Source organism: Variovorax sp. J22P240, assembly GCF_030316855.1.
Lineage (GTDB): Bacteria > Pseudomonadota > Gammaproteobacteria > Burkholderiales > Burkholderiaceae_C > Variovorax.
Window position 1 is genome coordinate 20,975 of record NZ_JASZYR010000014.1, and the last position, 17,456, is coordinate 38,430.

Annotated in this window: 11 protein-coding genes and 1 pseudogene; 7 read left to right on the forward strand and 5 right to left on the reverse strand. The window is 65.9% G+C overall.

From position 1 onward, the window contains the following. The first annotated feature begins 68 nt into the window (after positions 1-68). On the forward strand, positions 69-1,019 hold the full coding sequence (locus QTI24_RS24915) for an alpha/beta fold hydrolase (protein ID WP_286604056.1): 951 nt from the start codon (positions 69-71) through the stop codon (positions 1,017-1,019). A gap of 58 nt (positions 1,020-1,077) precedes the next feature. On the opposite strand, the gene QTI24_RS24920 is transcribed toward QTI24_RS24915, so the two are convergent. Continuing rightward, on the reverse strand, positions 1,078-2,754 hold the full coding sequence (locus QTI24_RS24920; RefSeq protein WP_286604057.1) for an alkaline phosphatase PhoX: 1,677 nt from the start codon (positions 2,752-2,754) through the stop codon (positions 1,078-1,080). 40 nt (positions 2,755-2,794) lie between these two features. Further along, complete coding sequence (locus QTI24_RS24925) at positions 2,795-4,012, reverse strand: SGNH/GDSL hydrolase family protein (RefSeq protein WP_286604058.1); 1,218 nt, start codon at positions 4,010-4,012, stop codon at positions 2,795-2,797. A gap of 197 nt (positions 4,013-4,209) precedes the next feature. Between QTI24_RS24925 and QTI24_RS31530 the strand changes: the two are divergent. The 3 genes and pseudogenes from QTI24_RS31530 to QTI24_RS24940 form a co-directional block, all read left to right on the forward strand. After that, positions 4,210-4,860: pseudogene (locus QTI24_RS31530) on the forward strand (winged helix-turn-helix domain-containing protein); the annotation flags it as partial. Between the two features lie 54 nt (positions 4,861-4,914). Next, the gene (locus QTI24_RS24935) at positions 4,915-6,723 is read left to right on the forward strand and encodes an ATP-binding protein (RefSeq protein ID WP_286604060.1); all 1,809 of its coding nucleotides are present in this window, start codon (positions 4,915-4,917) and stop codon (positions 6,721-6,723) included. Beyond that, complete coding sequence (locus tag QTI24_RS24940; protein ID WP_286604061.1) at positions 6,698-8,116, forward strand: cyanophycinase; 1,419 nt, start codon at positions 6,698-6,700, stop codon at positions 8,114-8,116. The genes QTI24_RS24935 and QTI24_RS24940 overlap by 26 nt, the downstream gene beginning before the upstream one ends. Positions 8,117-8,643: 527 nt before the next feature. Here the strand turns inward: QTI24_RS24940 and QTI24_RS24945 are convergent. Next, entirely contained in the window at positions 8,644-9,018 is a 375-nt protein-coding gene (locus QTI24_RS24945; protein ID WP_286604062.1) for a helicase SNF2, read from the reverse strand. 173 nt (positions 9,019-9,191) lie between these two features. Between QTI24_RS24945 and QTI24_RS24950 the strand changes: the two genes are divergently transcribed. Then, positions 9,192-9,950, forward strand: a complete 759-nt coding sequence (locus tag QTI24_RS24950; protein WP_286604064.1) for a LysR substrate-binding domain-containing protein — start codon at positions 9,192-9,194, stop codon at positions 9,948-9,950. A gap of 124 nt (positions 9,951-10,074) precedes the next feature. Here QTI24_RS24950 and QTI24_RS24960 read toward each other — a convergent pair whose 3' ends face one another. Together QTI24_RS24960 and QTI24_RS24965 are read right to left on the reverse strand one after the other, a co-directional pair. Further along, positions 10,075-13,779: an AsmA family protein gene (locus tag QTI24_RS24960; RefSeq protein ID WP_286604065.1), complete on the reverse strand. Its 3,705-nt coding sequence runs from the start codon at positions 13,777-13,779 to the stop codon at positions 10,075-10,077. A gap of 183 nt (positions 13,780-13,962) precedes the next feature. Continuing rightward, entirely contained in the window at positions 13,963-14,886 is a 924-nt protein-coding gene (locus tag QTI24_RS24965; RefSeq protein ID WP_286604066.1) for a LysR substrate-binding domain-containing protein, read from the reverse strand. A gap of 112 nt (positions 14,887-14,998) precedes the next feature. Here QTI24_RS24965 and QTI24_RS24970 point away from each other — a divergent pair, with 112 nt between their 5' ends. Both QTI24_RS24970 and QTI24_RS24975 read left to right on the forward strand, forming a co-directional pair. After that, positions 14,999-16,489, forward strand: coding sequence for a lyase family protein (locus QTI24_RS24970; protein WP_286604067.1), 1,491 nt, complete (start codon positions 14,999-15,001; stop codon positions 16,487-16,489). Then, complete coding sequence (locus QTI24_RS24975) at positions 16,486-17,445, forward strand: Bug family tripartite tricarboxylate transporter substrate binding protein (RefSeq protein WP_286604068.1); 960 nt, start codon at positions 16,486-16,488, stop codon at positions 17,443-17,445. The genes QTI24_RS24970 and QTI24_RS24975 overlap by 4 nt, the downstream gene beginning before the upstream one ends. The last annotated feature ends 11 nt before the right edge of the window (positions 17,446-17,456 follow it).

A 17,456-nucleotide genomic window follows, 5' to 3' on the forward strand; every position in this document is an offset into this window, starting at 1 on the left:
GCCTCATGACGCGGCTGCGGCTCCGCGCTCCAATGGCCCCGTCGGCATGGTGCCGAATCGAGGTCGACATGAAGCCATATCGCATTCGGCAGCGGCTCCGTGCCCAAAGCGTCCTGTTCGCAACATTTCTCCTGGGGGTCGCCGGGGCGGCCACCGGCGCGCCAGCCGCACCTGCAATGGACCGGGCCCGCGTCGAGCCGGCGATCGAATTGGAGTACCGGTTGCAAGGCACGGGGGAACCGGTGGTTCTGCTCCACGCCGGCCTGTTCGCGCAGTGGTTCCAACCCTTGCTGAATGAGCCTGCACTCACCGCCCGCTATCGCGTGCTGAGTCTGCACCGCGTGGGCTATGCGGGCAGCAGCCGCGTCGCAGGACCGGTCAGCATCGCGCAGCAGGCGGCGCAAGTCGACACGCTGATGCGCCAGCTGGGCATCGAGCGGGCCCATGTCGTCGGCCATTCGTCAGGGGCCAACATCGCGCTCCAGCTGGCGATTGACGCGCCTCAGCGCGTGCACTCGTTGGCATTGCTCGAGCCGGCCTTGCCTGTCGGCGACAGTTCCGAGCGCCTGCTTTCAACGCGGCAGGCGGCGATGGCGCCGGTGCTCGAGAGCTACCGCAAGGGCGACAAGGCGGCCGCGGTGGATGGATTCATGCGTGTCGTCGCGGGCCCCGCGTACCGAGCGCCATTCGACGAGGCGCTGCCGGGCGCTTTCGATCGCGGCGTGACGGACGCCGACACCTTTTTCGGCCAGGAACTGCCAGCCATTCAGCAGTGGCGGCTCGCACGCGAAGATGCGGGCCGCATCACGCAACCGGTGCTCGCCGTGATCGGCGAGAAGAGCACCGAGGTGTCCCCGATCTGGGGCGAGCGCCAACAAGTTCTGCTCGACTGGCTTCCGAACGCCGAAGGGTTCGTGCTGCCCGGAACGACGCACTTGCTGCATGTGCAGAACCCAGGCGGCATGGCGGCAGCCTTGGCGTCGTTCTACGTCCGTTATCCGATCAAGGCTGCGCGCTGAACGTTGGCGAACTTCCCCCACTCGTCGATTCCGGCTTGACGAGCTTCGCGCTCCCGCATCAGAGATTGCCAAGCGTCCATGGCCCCTTGATCGCGAACGTGATGCCCGGCCTGAGGATCCCGACGAACAGCACCGACCCCTGCCGGTCGAAGCACGCCCCGGCGAACTCGATGCCCCGATAGTCGAATGGAGCCACGATCTTGCCGGCAGTGGCAACGTCATTCGCGCTGAGATTTACCTCGTTGCGGCAAAACACGTAGGCCTCGCCGTCTTCGTTGAGACCCAGCAGCCGCGAGCCGCCGTCGCCGAGACCACCGTCCTCGCACAAGACGAGACCGCCGCGCGGACTGACGGTGGCGTTGTCGGGATTGTTTCCCGCTGTCTGGCTGCCGCTGACGAACACCGCGCGAAGGTGCATGGTGCGAAGGTGGAGTTCCCACACCGCACCCTCGCCGCGGCCCTTGCGTTCGCGGTCGTCAACGCCCGCCGTGGTGTCCACGATGAACATCCGGTCGTCCGAGTACGCGATCCCTTCGCAACGGCTCATCCGCGCGCAGCCGTTCGACAGCGCCTGATAGGTCGGCCCGGCACTCAGGCCCAAGGTCTCGAGGCCCGGCTGGCCGGCAACGAACACAGGGCTCGCGTCGGGGTCCGCGATGTTGACCCACTCGACGACGTACTCATCGCCGATGTCGGGGTTGAGGAGTGCTTCGTTGTTGGCCTCGGCCAGCGTGCTTGACCGAGCCTGCCGCACGATGGTGACGATGCGCGCCGCCTGGAGGGTGCCGCCCTGCTGCAGGGCCCCGAGACGGCGGGCCGTGTTGCGTGGCCTGTAGCGGTAGAGCACCGACAGGTTGCGGTTGTCCTCGGTCTCGTAGACATCGCCGGTGGCCGGATCGAGGGCCACCGCCTCGTGAACGAAGCGACCCATGCCAACGATCGGCGTCGCGATGGATCTCGCGGGGATGGCCGCCGCCTCGAACACATAGCCGTGCTTCTTGCCGTTGATCAAGGAGAAGTCGACGATCGTCTCCTCGCACGTGAGCCAGCTGCCCCAGGTCGTGGCGCCCCCGGCGCAGTTGCCCAGCGTGCCGCCCAGCGACGAGGTCGACAGGACGCCTCTGTTGCCGAGAAAGAGGAGGTTGGTCGTGCCGCCGCCCGCATAGCCGACGAACCGCGGCGGATCGGGGAGCGTCGTGTCCCCGACGAAAGTCGGACCCGCACCGATGCGAATCGGCAGGGTGCCGTAGAAGATGGTGATGATGCCGTCGACCGGGGATGTGGAGTACATCGATGGCGCCTGGACCACGTCCGCCGTGGTCGCGACCAGGCCGCGTTCGTGGTTGCGCACGACCAACGACACCGACCCATCCGGCCTGTCGTGTTCGCGCAGGCCCAATGAATCCGAATCGCCTCGCGTCACCCTGAGGACGCCCATGCCGTCGTGGCTGTCGGGCGTAGGGCGACCGTCGGTCATCGTGTCACCGCTCCAGCCGTACGACCTGTATTCGAATCCTTCGGGCAGCGCGAGCAGCGGCAGGCCCGTGCTGCCATCGCGCACCGGGGCGATCGGGCCATACGGCGATCGCGCCGACACGGTCTGCTTGCCGACGGCAGCCACCGCATGGCGACTGGCCAATGCACCGAGGGCGCAAAGCAGGCCGTTAGCCGCCACGACGCCCGCCGAACGTTGCAACAGATAGCGCCTTGTCGGCGATGAAAGCGGTGAGTTCATGGGGCACTCCTCACAGGGCGGGCCGCGGAAGCCCGGGGGGTCAGATCAGTCCCTGTCGATACATCTCGGTCAGCACGAAGCGCGCGATGATCAGATGCCCGAGCGTGGTCGGATGCTCGGTGTCGGCATAGAAATACTGGAACGGGGCATTCAGCTCCGCCAGCGTCAAGGGCGAGCAGAACAGGCTCGACGCATCTTCCAGCGGCTGTCCCGAGCCCTCGGCAATGGCCTCAAGGTCGCACGCCGGGAGGCTCAAGGTGGAGACGCCGAACCTGCGCGGGTCCGCGACCACCTGCTTGAACTCAGCGTAGGTGTCGATCACCTTGACGCCTCCGCCGATGCCGGCGGTCAGCGTGAGGTTGAAGTCCGTGACCCACGCCGACAGGTTCGCAGCAATCGCTAGTGGGAGCGTGCGGCCTGCGATCGTGTCCGCGAGATCCGGCACCGTGAGGACCGCGACGCGGGTCGCACCGTGATCGACGATGCGGCGCAATTGTCCGACGAGATCGACCGCCGCCTGGACGACGGCAGCCTGGGTCTCTGCGGCCGTCTGCAGTCCGTGGGCGTACCTGTCGAGCTGGAAAAACAGATCGTTCGAACCTGCGAAGACGAACACCATCTGGGTGCGGTCGAAGCGCTGGCCATGGGTGTCGAGATAGTCGCCGATCTGCTGCGCCACGGGAAAGGTCAGCGCGGCCCTGCACGCACCGACCGGATCCGGATTGCAACCGATGCCTGGTTGCTGCGATACACGAGCTCCCCCCATCGCGAAGCCGGTCCCGAGAGGTATGGAGATTTGCGACTGTCCGCCGAAGCCCTGGCGAAACGGCCTGACCGAAGTACCGAGCAGCACGCCGACAGTCTCGGGCCAGATGGGGCCTGGGTTGGTCGTGAACTTGCCGCCACCGGCTTGCGCAATGGAGCCGACCTTGTAGGTGCCGACATCGCTCAGGCTGTCTCCGAAAACGATGACCTGCTGAATGCGGTCCGCCCTGAATGCCTGAAAGGAAGCGAGCGCGGCGGCGACCGCCTTTGCTGGCTCGCCGCCCCCGGCTGCCACTTTGGCGGCGGCGTCCTTGGCCTCCGCGCTGATGGCGGGTGCTGCGGCTGCCGCTTGCGCCTGCGTCTGCGCTTCCGATGCGAACCCTGTCGACATGCCGTCGGATGACCCGCCGCCGCCGCAGGATGCCATCAACAAGGCCATGAGCAGCGACCACGCCAGGCGTCGCAGGCTCGGTGCTTCCATAACAGAGTTCATACGTCCTCCGTCGATCGAGCGGCCCCCTGATTTGCATCAATCGATACGCAATTGAAACTGTCCTCGAACTTGGTTCCGAAGTAACGACCGAGCGCCGAGAATTCACGAAAACAAACGAATGTCGCCAGTTGGAGGACTGTGGGACGGCCGCCGCCGGGGGGCGCGCCGAAGGGAGGCGCATGGACCGGTCCAACGAAATGCCGCTTGTGACGCCACCCAGGCTCGAGGTCGGCGGTTTCGTGATCGACTTTGGCCGCGAGGCGCTTTTTGACTGTGGGGGCGTGGCGGTCGAGTTGCGGCCGCAGGCCTTTCGGGTTCTTCGCTACCTGGCGCTGAACGCGGGTCGTCTGGTCACCAAGGAGGAATTGCTCGGCGCGGTGTGGCCCGGTGCCGTCGTCACGGACGATTCGGTGATCCAGGCCATCGTCGACGTGCGTCATGCCTTCGCCGAAGCCGGCCGGAGCGTGATCAAGACGATTCCTCGTCGCGGCTACATCCTGGTCAAAGCCACCGCGCCCACTCCGTCGCGGCATCCAGACCCTGTGGCACTGCCGGCCCCACCACCCAGCTTCCTCGGCCGTGGGGAAGATGTTGCGGCGTTGGAGTCGCTGATGTCGCAACACCGCCTGATCACGGTGACCGGCGCGGGCGGGATCGGCAAGACTGCCTTCGCACTGTCGCTCGCGCATGGCCGAAAGGGCCGGCAACACGGCCGCGTCGTCTGGGTCGATCTCGCGGCCGTTTCCGATCCCCGGCTCATCTGCAGCACAGTCGCCCAGGCCCTGCACATGTCATTGGGCGGGACGGGCAAGCCACTGGCGTCATTCGTGACCGCCCTGAGGCCGCTTCGCCTGCTGCTCATCCTCGACAACGCAGAGCATGTCGCGGAGCAAGTGGCGCGCATGGCGCAAGCCATCCTGACGGGCTGCGATGACGTGCGCATGCTGGTCACGAGCCAGGCTGCGCTCAAGGTTGAAGGAGAACGACTCTTTCGTCTGGGCGCCCTGGCGGTGCCTGCAACCGAGATCAGTGCCGACATGGCGCTTGGCTACGGCGCGGTCGCGTTGTTCGTGGATCAGGCGAAAGCCGCGGATCGTTCCTTCTCGCTGAACGATTCCAACGTGGGCTCGGTCATCGCGCTGTGCTGCCGGCTGGAGGGCAACGCACTCGCCATCAAGCTCGCTGCGGCAAGGCTGCCACTCCTGGGCCTGCCCGGCCTTCATGCGCGGCTGGCGGAACGATTCAAGGTTCTGGGAGGCGGACCTCGCACCGCGCCCGTGCGCCAGCAAACGCTGCTTTCCGCGATGGAATGGAGCCACGGCCTGCTCTCAGCGCAGGAGCAGGCGGTGTTCCGCAGGCTGGGTGTTTTCTCGGGCGGCTTCTCGCTCGACCTCGCGGTCGCGGTTGCAGGCGATGACCCACACGATGAGTGGGCTGTCCTCGACGTGCTGCAGGAGTTGACGGATCGATCATTCGTCATGACGGACGGACAAGACGCTCCGCGCTACCGCCTTCTGGAAAGCGCGAGGGAATATGCGCTACTCAAGCTGGACGAGGCGCGCGAGCGGAACCTGACCCACGAACGGCAGGCCAGAGCCTTGCTCCTTCTGTTCGAACAGTCGTACGAAGGCCCCTGGGGCAGCAGCAGGTATCGCCTCGCACAGTTCAAGCCCGAGCTTGACAACCTGCGCCTGACGCTGGACTGGTGTGCCGAGAACGATCCGCCCCTGGGGGTGGCGCTGATCGGCGCTTCCAGCGAGCTGTTCCTGCACCTGTCGCTGCGTTACGAGGCACGTCGGCGATTCGCCATGTTCGAACCCGCGGTCACGTCTGCGATCCCGCCCGCCACTGCGGCGCGCTACTGGCAGCGGCGATGTCTGTTCGTTTTCAACTACAGATCTCCGTTGGTGTACGACTTCGCTGTCAAGGCGACGGAACTCCATCGGAAAGCCGGCGATGAAAGCGGTCTCTATACAGCGCTCGGCTATGCCGTGATGAGTGCAGGCGCTCCCGTCGACGAGTCTCGGGCGATGCTGGTTGAAATGAAGCGCCTGGAGCATTCGGATTGGCCTTTCAACCAGCTCCAAGTGCGCATGTTTGCGCAGTTGTCTCTCTTCGGACGGGAGGGCCGCCACCTGGAGTCGCGTTCGTTGATCGAGACCGCACTCTCCTGTGCAACCGCGCGTGGACTGAAGCGGTGGGTCGCCGTGTGCATGATGTTCCTGACCGACACGACGCTCGCGCTGGGTGATGCCGAAGAGGCGGTCAGGTTCGCCCGCGAGGCGCTTGCCGGCAACCGTTTGAGTCCGGGTCCATTCATCATTTCGATGACGGGCGGACTCGCCGCCGGGTTGCTTGTCCAGGGGAGAGTCGCGGAGGCTCGGCTTGCCTTGGTCGAATTCTTCGAGGCGTCTCGCAGCCGAGAATGGGACTACTTGAGCGTATTCGCAGACGTGTTTGCATTGTTCGCGGCGCACGAAGGGCGCCCCGAAACAGCCGCTCGACTGATTGGCTACTCTGACAAAGTCAATCAACTGTCCGCTGGCATGCGAGTGTCACATGATCGTGTCCTCCTGCTCGCAAAAGCTGCGGTGGAGGCTGCGCTCGAACGACCCGCGATCGAACGATTGATGGTTGACGGCCACAGCATGGACGAAGAGGATGTCTGCGCGGTAACGCTTGGCGATGCGGGCGAAAGCAGGCGAGTCTGAAGTCGCCTCAGCAGCGGGACCGGGTCTGGCAGATGCCTTCGATCTCGCCTGCGTCGATCTCGCGCTTTGCGATCCGTCGTACACGATCCACGCCCGCTCCTGCTTGATCTCCCCGCGTCGCCCCGTATCGGCTGGGGCGAATTTCACGCAGAATGCCCCACTTGTTCAGTGTCGCTTCAGGGGGCCGGTGATGATGACATTCAGTTCCCTTCTTCGCCCGCGTCTGATGACGACTTGGATCTCGCGGCAAGGGCTTGCACGCTGGGGAGTCGGGGCGGTGCTAGGGGTGCTCCTGGGCACCGCCAGTGCAGGCAAGCCCTACAGCTATTTCGTCACGGGGGACGCTGACGCGCAGGTCGCGGCGTTGAAACCATCGTCGACGTCCTCCGTGGTCTTGATGGGCGGTGGCCCGGACGTCGACGAGGCGTTCCGCTGGATGATCGCGAGAGCGGGCATCAAGCCTGGAACGGGGGGACGTTTCGTGGTGCTCCGGGCGACGGGCACGGAGGCCTACGATCCCTACATCTACTACAGCGATGCAGCGCTGACGACCTCGACGAGCGTCGCGGAACAGTGGGTCGGCGGCGCATCGCTCGGTCTGAGTTCGGTCGAAACGCTCGTCATACCCAGTGTCGCGGCAGCAAATGATGCATTCGTGAATTCGGTCGTGAGCAAGGCGAATGCGGTGTTCATTGCGGGCGGTGATCAGAGCGACTACATCAACTTCTGGAAAGGCACGAGGCTGGATCAAACCCTTCAGGGCTTGATGGCGGCCAATGTGCCGGTCGGTGGCACAAGTGCCGGATTGGCCGTGTTGGGCCAGGTCGATTTTGCCGCTCTTCGAGGAAGCGTCACCACCACGCAGGCATTGGCTGACCCGTTCAACAAATACATGACGCTGGACCCGAGTCCGCTGAGTCCGACGGGTGGGTTTCTCGCGCCGCCGGCCCTGGCCTCGACGATCCTCGATGCTCACCTTGACAGCCGTGATCGAATGGGGCGCTTGATCACCTTCGTGGCACGGCTCGTGGCCGTCAACTCGAATACTGGCTGCCCGGGTGGCATTCTCGCTTCGGGCACCAGCTCCACGGCCGCCCGCGGCATCGGCGTGGATGTCGAGACTGCCTTGCTGGTCCAGGGCAACAAGGGGCCGCACGGCTTCACTGCGAGACGAGTGACGAACCCGTCCACGACGACGGAGAGCGCGGTGTATTTCGTGCGCCCGCTGATTTCACCCACTGTTTGCGCGTCCGGAGCGCCGTTGACCCTGACAAACATCGAGATCAAGAAGCTCGCGGACTCCGAGACGATCTTCAACCTGTCCGACTGGACGGGCTTGCCAAGCTACTTCGTCGACGCAATCTCCGGCGCGTTGACGTCATCCCCCTATTGAGCGGGCGCAGAGGCCCGGCGCGTGCCCGGTTGCGACGCCGGGTTCGCCGGATTCAATCCGGGCGATCGTCTGGAGGTGCACGCCCAGTCGGGAAGCAGCAGTGGCTTCGCGGTCGCCGGCAGTGGTGCGGGCTTGGCCGCCGTGGCCCGAAGGCTTCGCTATCCCGGTGTGCCGAGATTCGCTTGCCTTGCGCCGTCCGCAAATTGACGCGACACAATCAACGCGTGCCTCGCTCCCGACCTGAGTCCGTCCACGCCCTACGGGCTCTATCTCCTGGAATGCGAGGGTCGCGTGTACTACACGGGGATCGCGCTCTGCGGGCCGAACTCCCACTGAAGGCACTGCCGCGCGCCCGGGAAGCTGGCCTTCTTCGAGGCCATGGCCCAGACCGGTCTATTCCTTGCTGAACTTTCGCCTGGGCGGCGATGGCATCAGGACCACGTAATTCTCGACAGTCTCACGATCGAGCGCTTCTGATGGGCCGGGCCAGCCCAGGGCTAGCCCGGCTTTCTCTAAAGCGCCGCGCTTCAGATCGGCAGGCGATCGCCGCGCGCGGCGGCGCGGGCCTGGAGGCGCACGCTGGCTCGATCGACGCTTGATTCAACGCGCGCCACCCCCTGGCCGTAGCCTTCCGCGTACGGGTTCGCGCCGTGAGCGGCGGCGAAGCCTTGCGAGCGAACCGAAGCGCGGTCAACCGAACTGGCCATCTTCACGACGCCTTGCCCGGCCGCATCGCTGAACCGGTCGCCGCTGTGTGCGGCCACGACGCCTTCAGCGCGAACTGCGGCACGGCTCTGGGTCGATGTGACCTTGGTGACGCCGTCATAGGTTTCTGCTTGGACGCCGGCGGCGGCGAGGATCGCGAGCGCAAAACCGGAGAGGAGCTTGGAAGCGGTGTTCATTGTCGAATTCCTTTCAGGATCTATGACGGGTTGGTGTGGGATGAAGTTTGCGCCCACAAGGAGCCTGCTGAATGTGCGTTTTCGCACCTCAGCGTTCATGTCGTTGAAACAAACACCCGCAGCGGGGACATGCACATTGTCGAAATGGACGTCCGCCGTGATATGCGCACCTGATGACCAACGAGATCGTCCGCGCGGTGGACGAGCTGACGGGCATCGAGCAGGGAATCGCCGCGGCGGTGGCCGTCGGAGCCACCGCCGGGGCCGGGACCGGATACCTGCTCAATGCAGCCATTCTTCAGGGCCGCGAACGGCTGCCGGAGTTGACGGTGACCGTGAGCGAGGGCACGCGCGAGCACCTGCTGCGCCAACTGCGCACCGGCAGACTGGACCTGGTGGTGGGCGCCGCCGGAGATGCCGTGGTGCCCGCCGATCTCGACTGCACGCCGCTCTACATCGATGCGCCGGTCATCGTCTGCGGCACGCGCCACCCGTTGGCCGCGAAGCGCAAGCCGGCGTGGCACGGCATGGTCGCAGAAGCCGGGGTGCTTCCGCCTCGGGCCACGCGCGTGCGCGCTGCGATCGAAGCACTCTTTCGGCGCAACGGGTCCGCACCCCCTCGGGTGCTGGCAGAGACGCTGTCGCTCGACCTGATCCTCGAGTTGCTGGCGCACGGGGCTGCGCTGGCTGTGCTGCCGCAACATCTGGCCCGTCGGCTGGCGATGGCGGGCCAGGTCCGCACGCTCGACGTCGACACGCCGGGGCTGGTGATGCCGGTATCGGTCCTTCACGCTGTCAGGTGCACCAGCATCGAAGGCGATCGACACATTCACAAGCTGCCTCGTCGAAGCCGCGGCGTTGCGCTGATCAGACCAGCGAGGATTCGAGCGCGCCGCCAGCCGAGCTGCTGGGATGTGCATAGCGCGCGATGACCGGGTCAACGCCCGGGTTCGGCGCGTCGAGGTCCCGCGCGTTGCAGATGATGCCGTTGAAGTCGTGTCCGAACTCGACGTTGCGGCCGAATGACCCCAACAGCGGATCGCCGAACCCGCAGACTCAGGGCTTGACCGATCGCGAGGATCGCATCAGCACGTCGAGTGGGTCACTCGAAAGTTGGGCGCCGGCAGCGATGCGGGCGCAGGGGTTGGCCGTCGACTCGAGCTTGCGCCACAAGTCGCCCGCCAGCAGCGACGCCCCGGCGGTGGCCCAGGCCGCGGTACCCACGAGCAACATGCCGCTGGGGTCCAATTCGAAAGTCGGGTCGCTGACCGTTCCGGTGACTCTCGCGACTCCACTCGTCAGGCCCAGCAAGCTGAAGCTGAAGAGCTCGCGTCGCACCGCCCGGTACCCGAACAGGATCTCGCCCGTTCTCAGGTTCACCGCGCCACCGCCCAGGATATCCAGATGCGTCAGGCGCAGCGCGATGCCGTCGCTCGAGGTGGCCACACCGTCGGCGACGGTGAAGCGCGCAGCCGCACATTCGAGTTGGGTGTTGTCCACCGCCCTGCGGCCGGGCACCAGCGCCAGCAGGAGGTTGCCGGCAATCCGCTCGAAGCCGTAACCCGAATTGATGGGCAATGTGCCCGCGCCGGCCGTGATCAGGAATTCACCGCGCCCGGCCCCGAGCATGTTGCGCGGCGTGGTACCGGCGCCAGCGAACTGCCCGCTCATCGACAGCAACGGCGTGGCGGCCCCGCTCGACCGCGCCGCTCGTGCCGTATACAGCGCCTCTGCATCGACTTCCTTGAGCGACAGACGCAACGCCACTCCAGGCACGTCCTGGCGCAGATCGAGGCGCAGGTCTCCGCGCAACTCGCCTTCGGCCGCTGTGGTCGAAACCTCGATCAGTCCGTTCGCGAGCGTGCCATCGAGTTGAAGCTTCGCCAGGTCGTATCGATGCAAAAGGAAGCGCTCTGCTCGCAGCCGCAGCTGCGCGTCGCGTGAGAGCAGGGACGGCATGCGGATGGGCCGATCCAGCACCGGTGTCTCATTGGCCGTGGGTTCCGCCCACTGTGTGGTATCGATCAGTTTGGACGTGAGATCCGCCGACAGATTCGGCCGGTCACGCCACCGAATTCGCAGCCGCCCGGCCGCATCCGACTTGCCGGCCTGTGCGCTGAGATCGTCGACGGCCACCTCCCCGTCTCCCAGCGTGACCTGTCCCGCGGCGGTGAACGGAAGGGCAGGCAGGCGCGAAGCGGTGAACATCTTCGCCGTCTGCGCCAGGCTGTCGATCTCGATCCGGGCGGCGAGCCGCGCGCCCGTGGGCGCCGCGAGGTTGCTCACGTTGCCCGTCAGGGTGGCGCGCGCGCCAGGCAGCGTTGCCTGCAACGCCAGCGGCACGTCACGCAGGCCGACCACCCGCTGCAGCGGCCCGCTGGTCGCCAAGACCTGGAGTGTTTCTCCATCCAGTGCCGTGCGCAGATTCGCTTCTATCTTCGGCCACGCGGTCTCGGGATTCAGCAGTTCGGCCAGCGGCCCGGCGACCACCGTCAAATCCATCGGCGCGCCGAGGGCATGGCCAACCACGCTCGTGCGCACCGGGCCGCCCGGTTCAACCTCAATGTTCGCCTGCTCCACTCGGACCGGTGAACGGTCGCGACCCACCGCAAGTGCGAAGGGAGCGCTGCGAACGGAAAGCTTCGCCTGCTTCATGAGATCGCGCACGCTCTTGCCCTGCGAGCCAAACAGGACTTGCAATCCCTGAATCACGCCGCTCGTCGTGCCCGGCCGGTTCGGCGAGCGCATCAGCGCCGCCACGTCGATGCGGTCGGCCCTCGCGTTGGCATCGACGCGCCATGCCCGCCCGCTCGCATCGAGCGTGACATGGCCCTGCACCGGAGCGTTGGCGACCGTGGTAGATGTCAGGTCGATGACGAGCTTTCCGCCCCGCAGTTGCGCGAGCGCAGCAAGCTTGCCGATCGGCACCGGTGCGCCCGCAATGCGGGCAACGTCGAACCGCAGCCTGGCATCGAACGCACGCAGCGGCGCCAGCGGCAGTGGATCGTCGAATGCGCTGCGCGGTCCTTGTTTGGCCACGCTACCGCCGAGTTTGGCGAAATCGAGCACCGCGATGCTCGCATTGCCATCGATCTGCGGCCGGCCATCGCTCCAGCGCAGCGTGCCGTCTCCCGTGACGACCGTGCCGGCCAGCGTGGCGGCAAGCCCTTGGAGCCCGACCACGTTGTCGCGCCAGTGCACCCGCCCGGTCAGATTCCTGGCCGGGACCGGCAGGCCGGTGAGGGCTGCGATCCGCAGGGACAGATCCGCCTCGATGCGCTGGAGCCACGCCGGCGCGCCCGCACCGGAGACGTCCCGTGGTCGTGACTCAGGCGCGGCCTGTTCGAGAGCTTCGACATCGGGCTGATTCAAGTCCAACCGGCCGAGGTTCAGCGCGCCGCTGAGCAGTGCACGCGGCGCAGTTGCGTACTTGAGATCTCCTGACACGGACGAGGCGAGTACCAGGCCACGGATGTTCCTGGCCGAATAGCCTTCTCTGGAATGCGTCACCTGAGCCGCAAGATCCACCGGCAAGGGTTGGCTTCGGCGCAAGCCCGCAAGCTCGCGCAGCGGCGCCAGCGCGTCGCCACGGGCGGTCAACGCCAAGTCGAAGTCGGTGGCTTCGGCCGCGGGCGTGATGCTCCCCTTGGCGGTCAGCGTGAAGCCCGCAAGCTCGGCGCGCAGGGTGAGAGGCGCAGCGCCATCGATCTTTTGCAACTCAGGCCATGGCGCGGTGCTCGCCTGGAGCGAGAACGCCGCTTCACCGATCTTGCCCTCGACCGCCAGTCGCGTGTCGACGCTCGCGCCAAGCACCGCCTTGCCCGACCCGATCTCGAGGCGCGACGGCTGCATCGGCAGTCCATCGAGTGACAGACTCAAGTCTTCGACCTGCAGGCTGCCTCGTCCGTAGCGTGCCTGCGCCGACAGACGATAGGGGCCCCATCCCGGCAATGTCCGCCCCAGGACGCCGGACCACGCGTCGAGATGCTCGCCCGTCATCTCAACTCCGAGCGCAGCGCCCTCGAGCGACGCGATCGATTCCAACCGCACGTCAAGCGTGAGGGACGCGCCCTTCGGTCGCAGGCCGACGGACAGACGCCAGGGCTCGCCGTTGAGCGCTGCCTGCAGTGAAGCGTTGGCCTCAACCGTGAGGTGCATCGGAGATTCTCGATAGTCGGCGAGCGCTTGAACCCGAAACGGCACGCCGTCGCTGATCGTGGCCTCGGCGGTGTCGATGCGAACCTGCTCGACGGAGCCGCCGCCTTGCCGCCAGCCAATGTGTACGTCAGTCAGCGACATGGTGCCGAAATCAGGCAATGGCGCACGCTGGGTGCCCCGATCGGGAGTGCCGAACGACCAATTGCCTTGGCCCTCCGCATTGCGCTCGAGCAGCAGGTCGACACCCTCCAGCTGCACGGCGCGCATTTCGACCTGACCATTCCACAGGGCGATGAGATCGAGGCGTGCCTCACCGCTCGCAGCGGTCACGAAGTCCGGTCGCGATGCCCAGGCAGGGTTGGCGATGCGCAGATCGCGCACGGACAAGGTCGGTCGTACGGCAAGGTCGAACGACAGACTGCCGATCGACACCTGCCGATCCAGAACGGATGAAAGCTTTCGCTCAAAGGCTCGTTTGTAGACCTCGGCGTCGAGGGTCTGCAGGAAGAGCACAACCCCGGAGGCCGCGGCGAGCAGCAGCCCGATCGCCCACAGCAGCAACTTGGTTGTGCGTCGGCGCCGTGGCGACCTGGGTGTGGTCATGGGATTGGGCAATGCGAGGCGGGCACTCGGGTCGCGGGGTGCATGACGAACGAAGTCCCGCCATCGTAGCGAAGGAGTGCAACCTGCGCTTTGTTGCTTGGCGGCACCCGGTTGGCGACCTTCGCGGTCACCCGCGCTTCGGGCTTGGTAGGCTCAACGACAGTCTCAGCCGGCAATCGGATGTCAGTGAACCTGGGCCTCGATCGCCTCGCGCGACCATTCGGGCGCGACCATCCGGATGAAGTCGAAGGCGAACTTCTTCAACAGATGGTCCCTTCGCAAGCTGATCATCGCGCTTGACGATGGGAACAGATGATCGACCGGTATCGAGCGCAGATCCCTGTCCAGCGCCGCGTTGAACGCCATCTTCTGAAGCACCGCGACGCCTACGCCGGCAGCGACGTAGGCCTTGATGATGCTGGCGTCCATGGCTCGCATCACCACCCATGGCGTGATGCCGTGCCTTCGGAACTCGCCCTGGACCACGGACCCGGATGTGTAGCTGTTGTCGTAGGTGATGAGTGGCCACCGCGCAATCTGCTCCATCGTCAGCCTCCCCATCTTCAACAGGGGATGCCGTGGGGGCACGATCAGGCACCGGTCGATGTCGTAGGCCTTCACCGAGACGACGCCCTTGGGCATCGGATCCGGGAGGGTGCAAAGGCCGATATCGATGGTTCCCGCCGTCACGCCCGCCAGGATCTGGGAGGGCGGGCCCACGGTGAACTCGAGCTTCACCTGCGGATAGACGGAAAGGAATTGCCGGGTCACCTCGATCAACGAATAGCGCGCGTGGATGTGCGTCGTGCCCACACGCAGCGTGCCTTCGCTATCGGCAGGCAGGTCCTGCTTGAGGCGTTGGAGGGCCTGGGCGTCCTGCAGGACCCGGGCGCACAGCGCGAGCGCTTCCTTGCCCGGCTCGGTCAGTGCCGTCAGGCGGTTGCCGGATCGCACGAAAAGCTCGACGCCGATCTCCTTTTCCAGCGCACGAATCATCTTGCTCACGCCGGGCTGGGTCGTATGCAGCGAATCGGCCGCGCGCGACACGCTGAAGCCGCTGTCGACCACCTGGCGCATGCACTGGAGTTGCTGGAAGGTGATGGGCATTGCTTTCCTCAACTATTCCTTCACGGCAATGATAGCGACCTGAATATTCATTTCACACAATGGTCTGCGAGGTCAAGAATCGGCCCATCCAAGCCATGCGGACACCAGCAACATGCAAGCAGCCGATTCCCACGACGTCAACGCGAGCTTCCGCGGTGGTGGACGCGCTCTCGAATACCTCGACCTGATCAACAAGGCCTCGATCGTCGCGTTGGCCGAAGCGCACATCGTGTCCGCGGACGTGGCCGCACGCATCGCGACCGGCATCCTCGCGGTGATCCAGTCCGAGCAAGGCAGCCACCGCCCATGGTCCGCCGACTACCTCGACTACGAGCCGAAGCTGCTTGCCGCCGTGGGCGCCGATGCATCGCGACTGCATTGCGGACGCAGCCGGCAGGACATCTCGGCGACCATCGCGCGCATGAACCTCCGCGCAGGGGTGCTGGACGAATGCAATGCGCTGATCCTGGCCCGCCAAGCGTTGCTCGGCTTGGCGGAAGCACACAAAGAAACCATCGTCCCGGCCTACACGCATGGCGTGCAGGCTCAGCCGACGACGCTGGCCCACTACCTGCTTGGCGTGGGCGGCGCGCTGGCTCGCAGTGCGTCCCGACTGCGGGCCGCGTACGGGCATGTCAACCAGGGACCACTGGGCTCGGCGGCGCTGACGACGTCGAGCTTCGCGCTCGATCGCCACCGCCTGGCTTCGTTGCTGGGATTCGAGGGCCTGGTCGAGAACGCCTACGACGCCAACCATCTCGCGCCGGTCGACACCAGCCTGGAAGTGGCAGCGGCACTCGGCATCGCGGCGGTCCAGATCGGACAGTTCGCCCAGGATCTCCATGCGCAATATGCGACGCCGGCGCCATGGATGACCCTTCAGCGGGGCGAACTCGTGGGGGTCAGCAGCATCATGCCGCAGAAGCGCAATCCGGCGGCCCTGGAACAACTGCGCGTGCAGAGCAGCATGCTCCTCGGCGAGATGCAGGCCGTGTCCCTCATAGCGCACAACGTGCGCACCGGGATGTTCGACTACCGCTCCTACGACCCGGTGCCGAGCGCCCGCGCCCTCGCGGTGTTCGAACTCCTGCGCAAGGTCCTCGGCGGGGTTGTCGTCGACAGGGAACGCGCCCTGGCCGAAGTCCACAGCGACTATTCGACCGCGACCGAGATCGCCGATGCCCTGCTGCAGCGCGCGGACGTCCCCTTCCGCATCGGCCATCACTTCGCGTCGGCACTGACGGACTTCGGCCGCTCGCGCAGGCTCAGCCTGCGCGAGATTCCCTACCGCGAGGCCGCACGCATCTACGAAGCCATGGCGTCGCACGCCTTCCCGCTGGACGCGAAAGCGTTCGCCGAAGTATCGAGCCCCGAATACATGGTGTTCGGCCGCAAGGGCGCGGGTGGCCCCCAGATCGCCGAAGTGGGCCGGATGCTTGCCCGACAACGGGAGGCGATCGCTGCCGATCTAGCCTGGACGCAATCCCGCCGGGCCCACCTGTCGCTGGCCGAGACGCAACTGGACGCCGCCGTCACGGCGATCGCGAGCCGCTCGACGGCCTCTTTCTCAACCATTCCTTCGAACCCGGAGACAACCTCATGAAAAGACTTCTCTCGCTGCTGGCAGTCCTGACCCTTTCCGTGTCGACCATGGCCGCGCCCTACCCGGACAAGCCGGTGCGCATCGTCGTTCCCTACTCGCCCGGCGGCGGCGGCGACGTGGTAGGCCGCCCCCTTTCCCAGGAGTTGGGCAAGCAGCTGGGCGCCTCGTTCTTCATCGACAACCGAGGCGGCGCGGGCGGCAACATCGGCATGGAGTACGTGGCTCAGTCGCCCGCCGACGGCTATTCGGTCGTGCTCGCCCTCACCTCGCAGCTGGCGATCAACCAGGCCCTCTATCCCAAGCTGCGCTATGACGCGATCAATGATTTCGTGCCGATCACGCTGCTGGGTTCGGCACCGTACTTCCTCGCGGTCAACGCGTCGGTGCCGGTGAAGAACCTGGCCGAGTTCATCAAGCTCGCCAAGTCGAAGCCCGGCGCCATGTCCTATGCATCGACGGGCAACGGCAGCGGCCTGCATCTGTCGATGGAACTGCTCAAGTCGATGGCGGGCATCGATCTCATGCACGTCCCCTACAAAGGCGGCGGCGTGGCGCTGACCGCCCTTCTCGCGGACAACGTGCAGGCGATGTTCGTAAGCTACGGAACCGGCAAGGAGCAGATCAAGGCGGGCAAGATCCGGGTTCTCGCGGTGTCGTCCAGCCAGCGCTCGCCGGCGCTGCCGGACGTTCCGACGATCTCCGAGGCGGGCGTACCAGGCTATGAGTCCGGGGTCTGGTATGCCCTGCTCGCTCCTCGCTCCACGCCTTCCGACGTCGTCAAGCGCCTGCATGACGGCTCCGTGGCCGCGCTTCAATCGAAGGATCTTCGCGAGCGCTTCGCGACGGACGGTGTCAGGCCCATCGGATCCACACCTCAGGAACTGACGAAGTACATCCAGTCCGAGCGCGTCAAGTGGGCTGACGTGGTGAAGCGGTCGGGCGCAACGGTCGAATGAGGGGTCAAGAC

Excerpts from the sequence above, each read along its gene's own strand:
- QTI24_RS24915 (WP_286604056.1), top strand. The coding sequence starts at position 69 with ATGAAGCCATATCGCATTCGGCAGCGGCTCCGTGCCCAAAGCGTCCTG.
- QTI24_RS24920 (WP_286604057.1), bottom strand. The coding sequence starts at position 2,754 with ATGAACTCACCGCTTTCATCGCCGACAAGGCGCTATCTGTTGCAACGT.
- QTI24_RS24925 (WP_286604058.1), bottom strand. The coding sequence starts at position 4,012 with ATGAACTCTGTTATGGAAGCACCGAGCCTGCGACGCCTGGCGTGGTCG.
- QTI24_RS24935 (WP_286604060.1), top strand. The coding sequence starts at position 4,915 with ATGGCGCAAGCCATCCTGACGGGCTGCGATGACGTGCGCATGCTGGTC.
- QTI24_RS24940 (WP_286604061.1), top strand. The coding sequence starts at position 6,698 with ATGCGGGCGAAAGCAGGCGAGTCTGAAGTCGCCTCAGCAGCGGGACCG.
- QTI24_RS24945 (WP_286604062.1), bottom strand. The coding sequence starts at position 9,018 with ATGAACACCGCTTCCAAGCTCCTCTCCGGTTTTGCGCTCGCGATCCTC.
- QTI24_RS24950 (WP_286604064.1), top strand. The coding sequence starts at position 9,192 with ATGACCAACGAGATCGTCCGCGCGGTGGACGAGCTGACGGGCATCGAG.
- QTI24_RS24960 (WP_286604065.1), bottom strand. The coding sequence starts at position 13,779 with ATGACCACACCCAGGTCGCCACGGCGCCGACGCACAACCAAGTTGCTG.
- QTI24_RS24965 (WP_286604066.1), bottom strand. The coding sequence starts at position 14,886 with ATGCCCATCACCTTCCAGCAACTCCAGTGCATGCGCCAGGTGGTCGAC.
- QTI24_RS24970 (WP_286604067.1), top strand. The coding sequence starts at position 14,999 with ATGCAAGCAGCCGATTCCCACGACGTCAACGCGAGCTTCCGCGGTGGT.
- QTI24_RS24975 (WP_286604068.1), top strand. The coding sequence starts at position 16,486 with ATGAAAAGACTTCTCTCGCTGCTGGCAGTCCTGACCCTTTCCGTGTCG.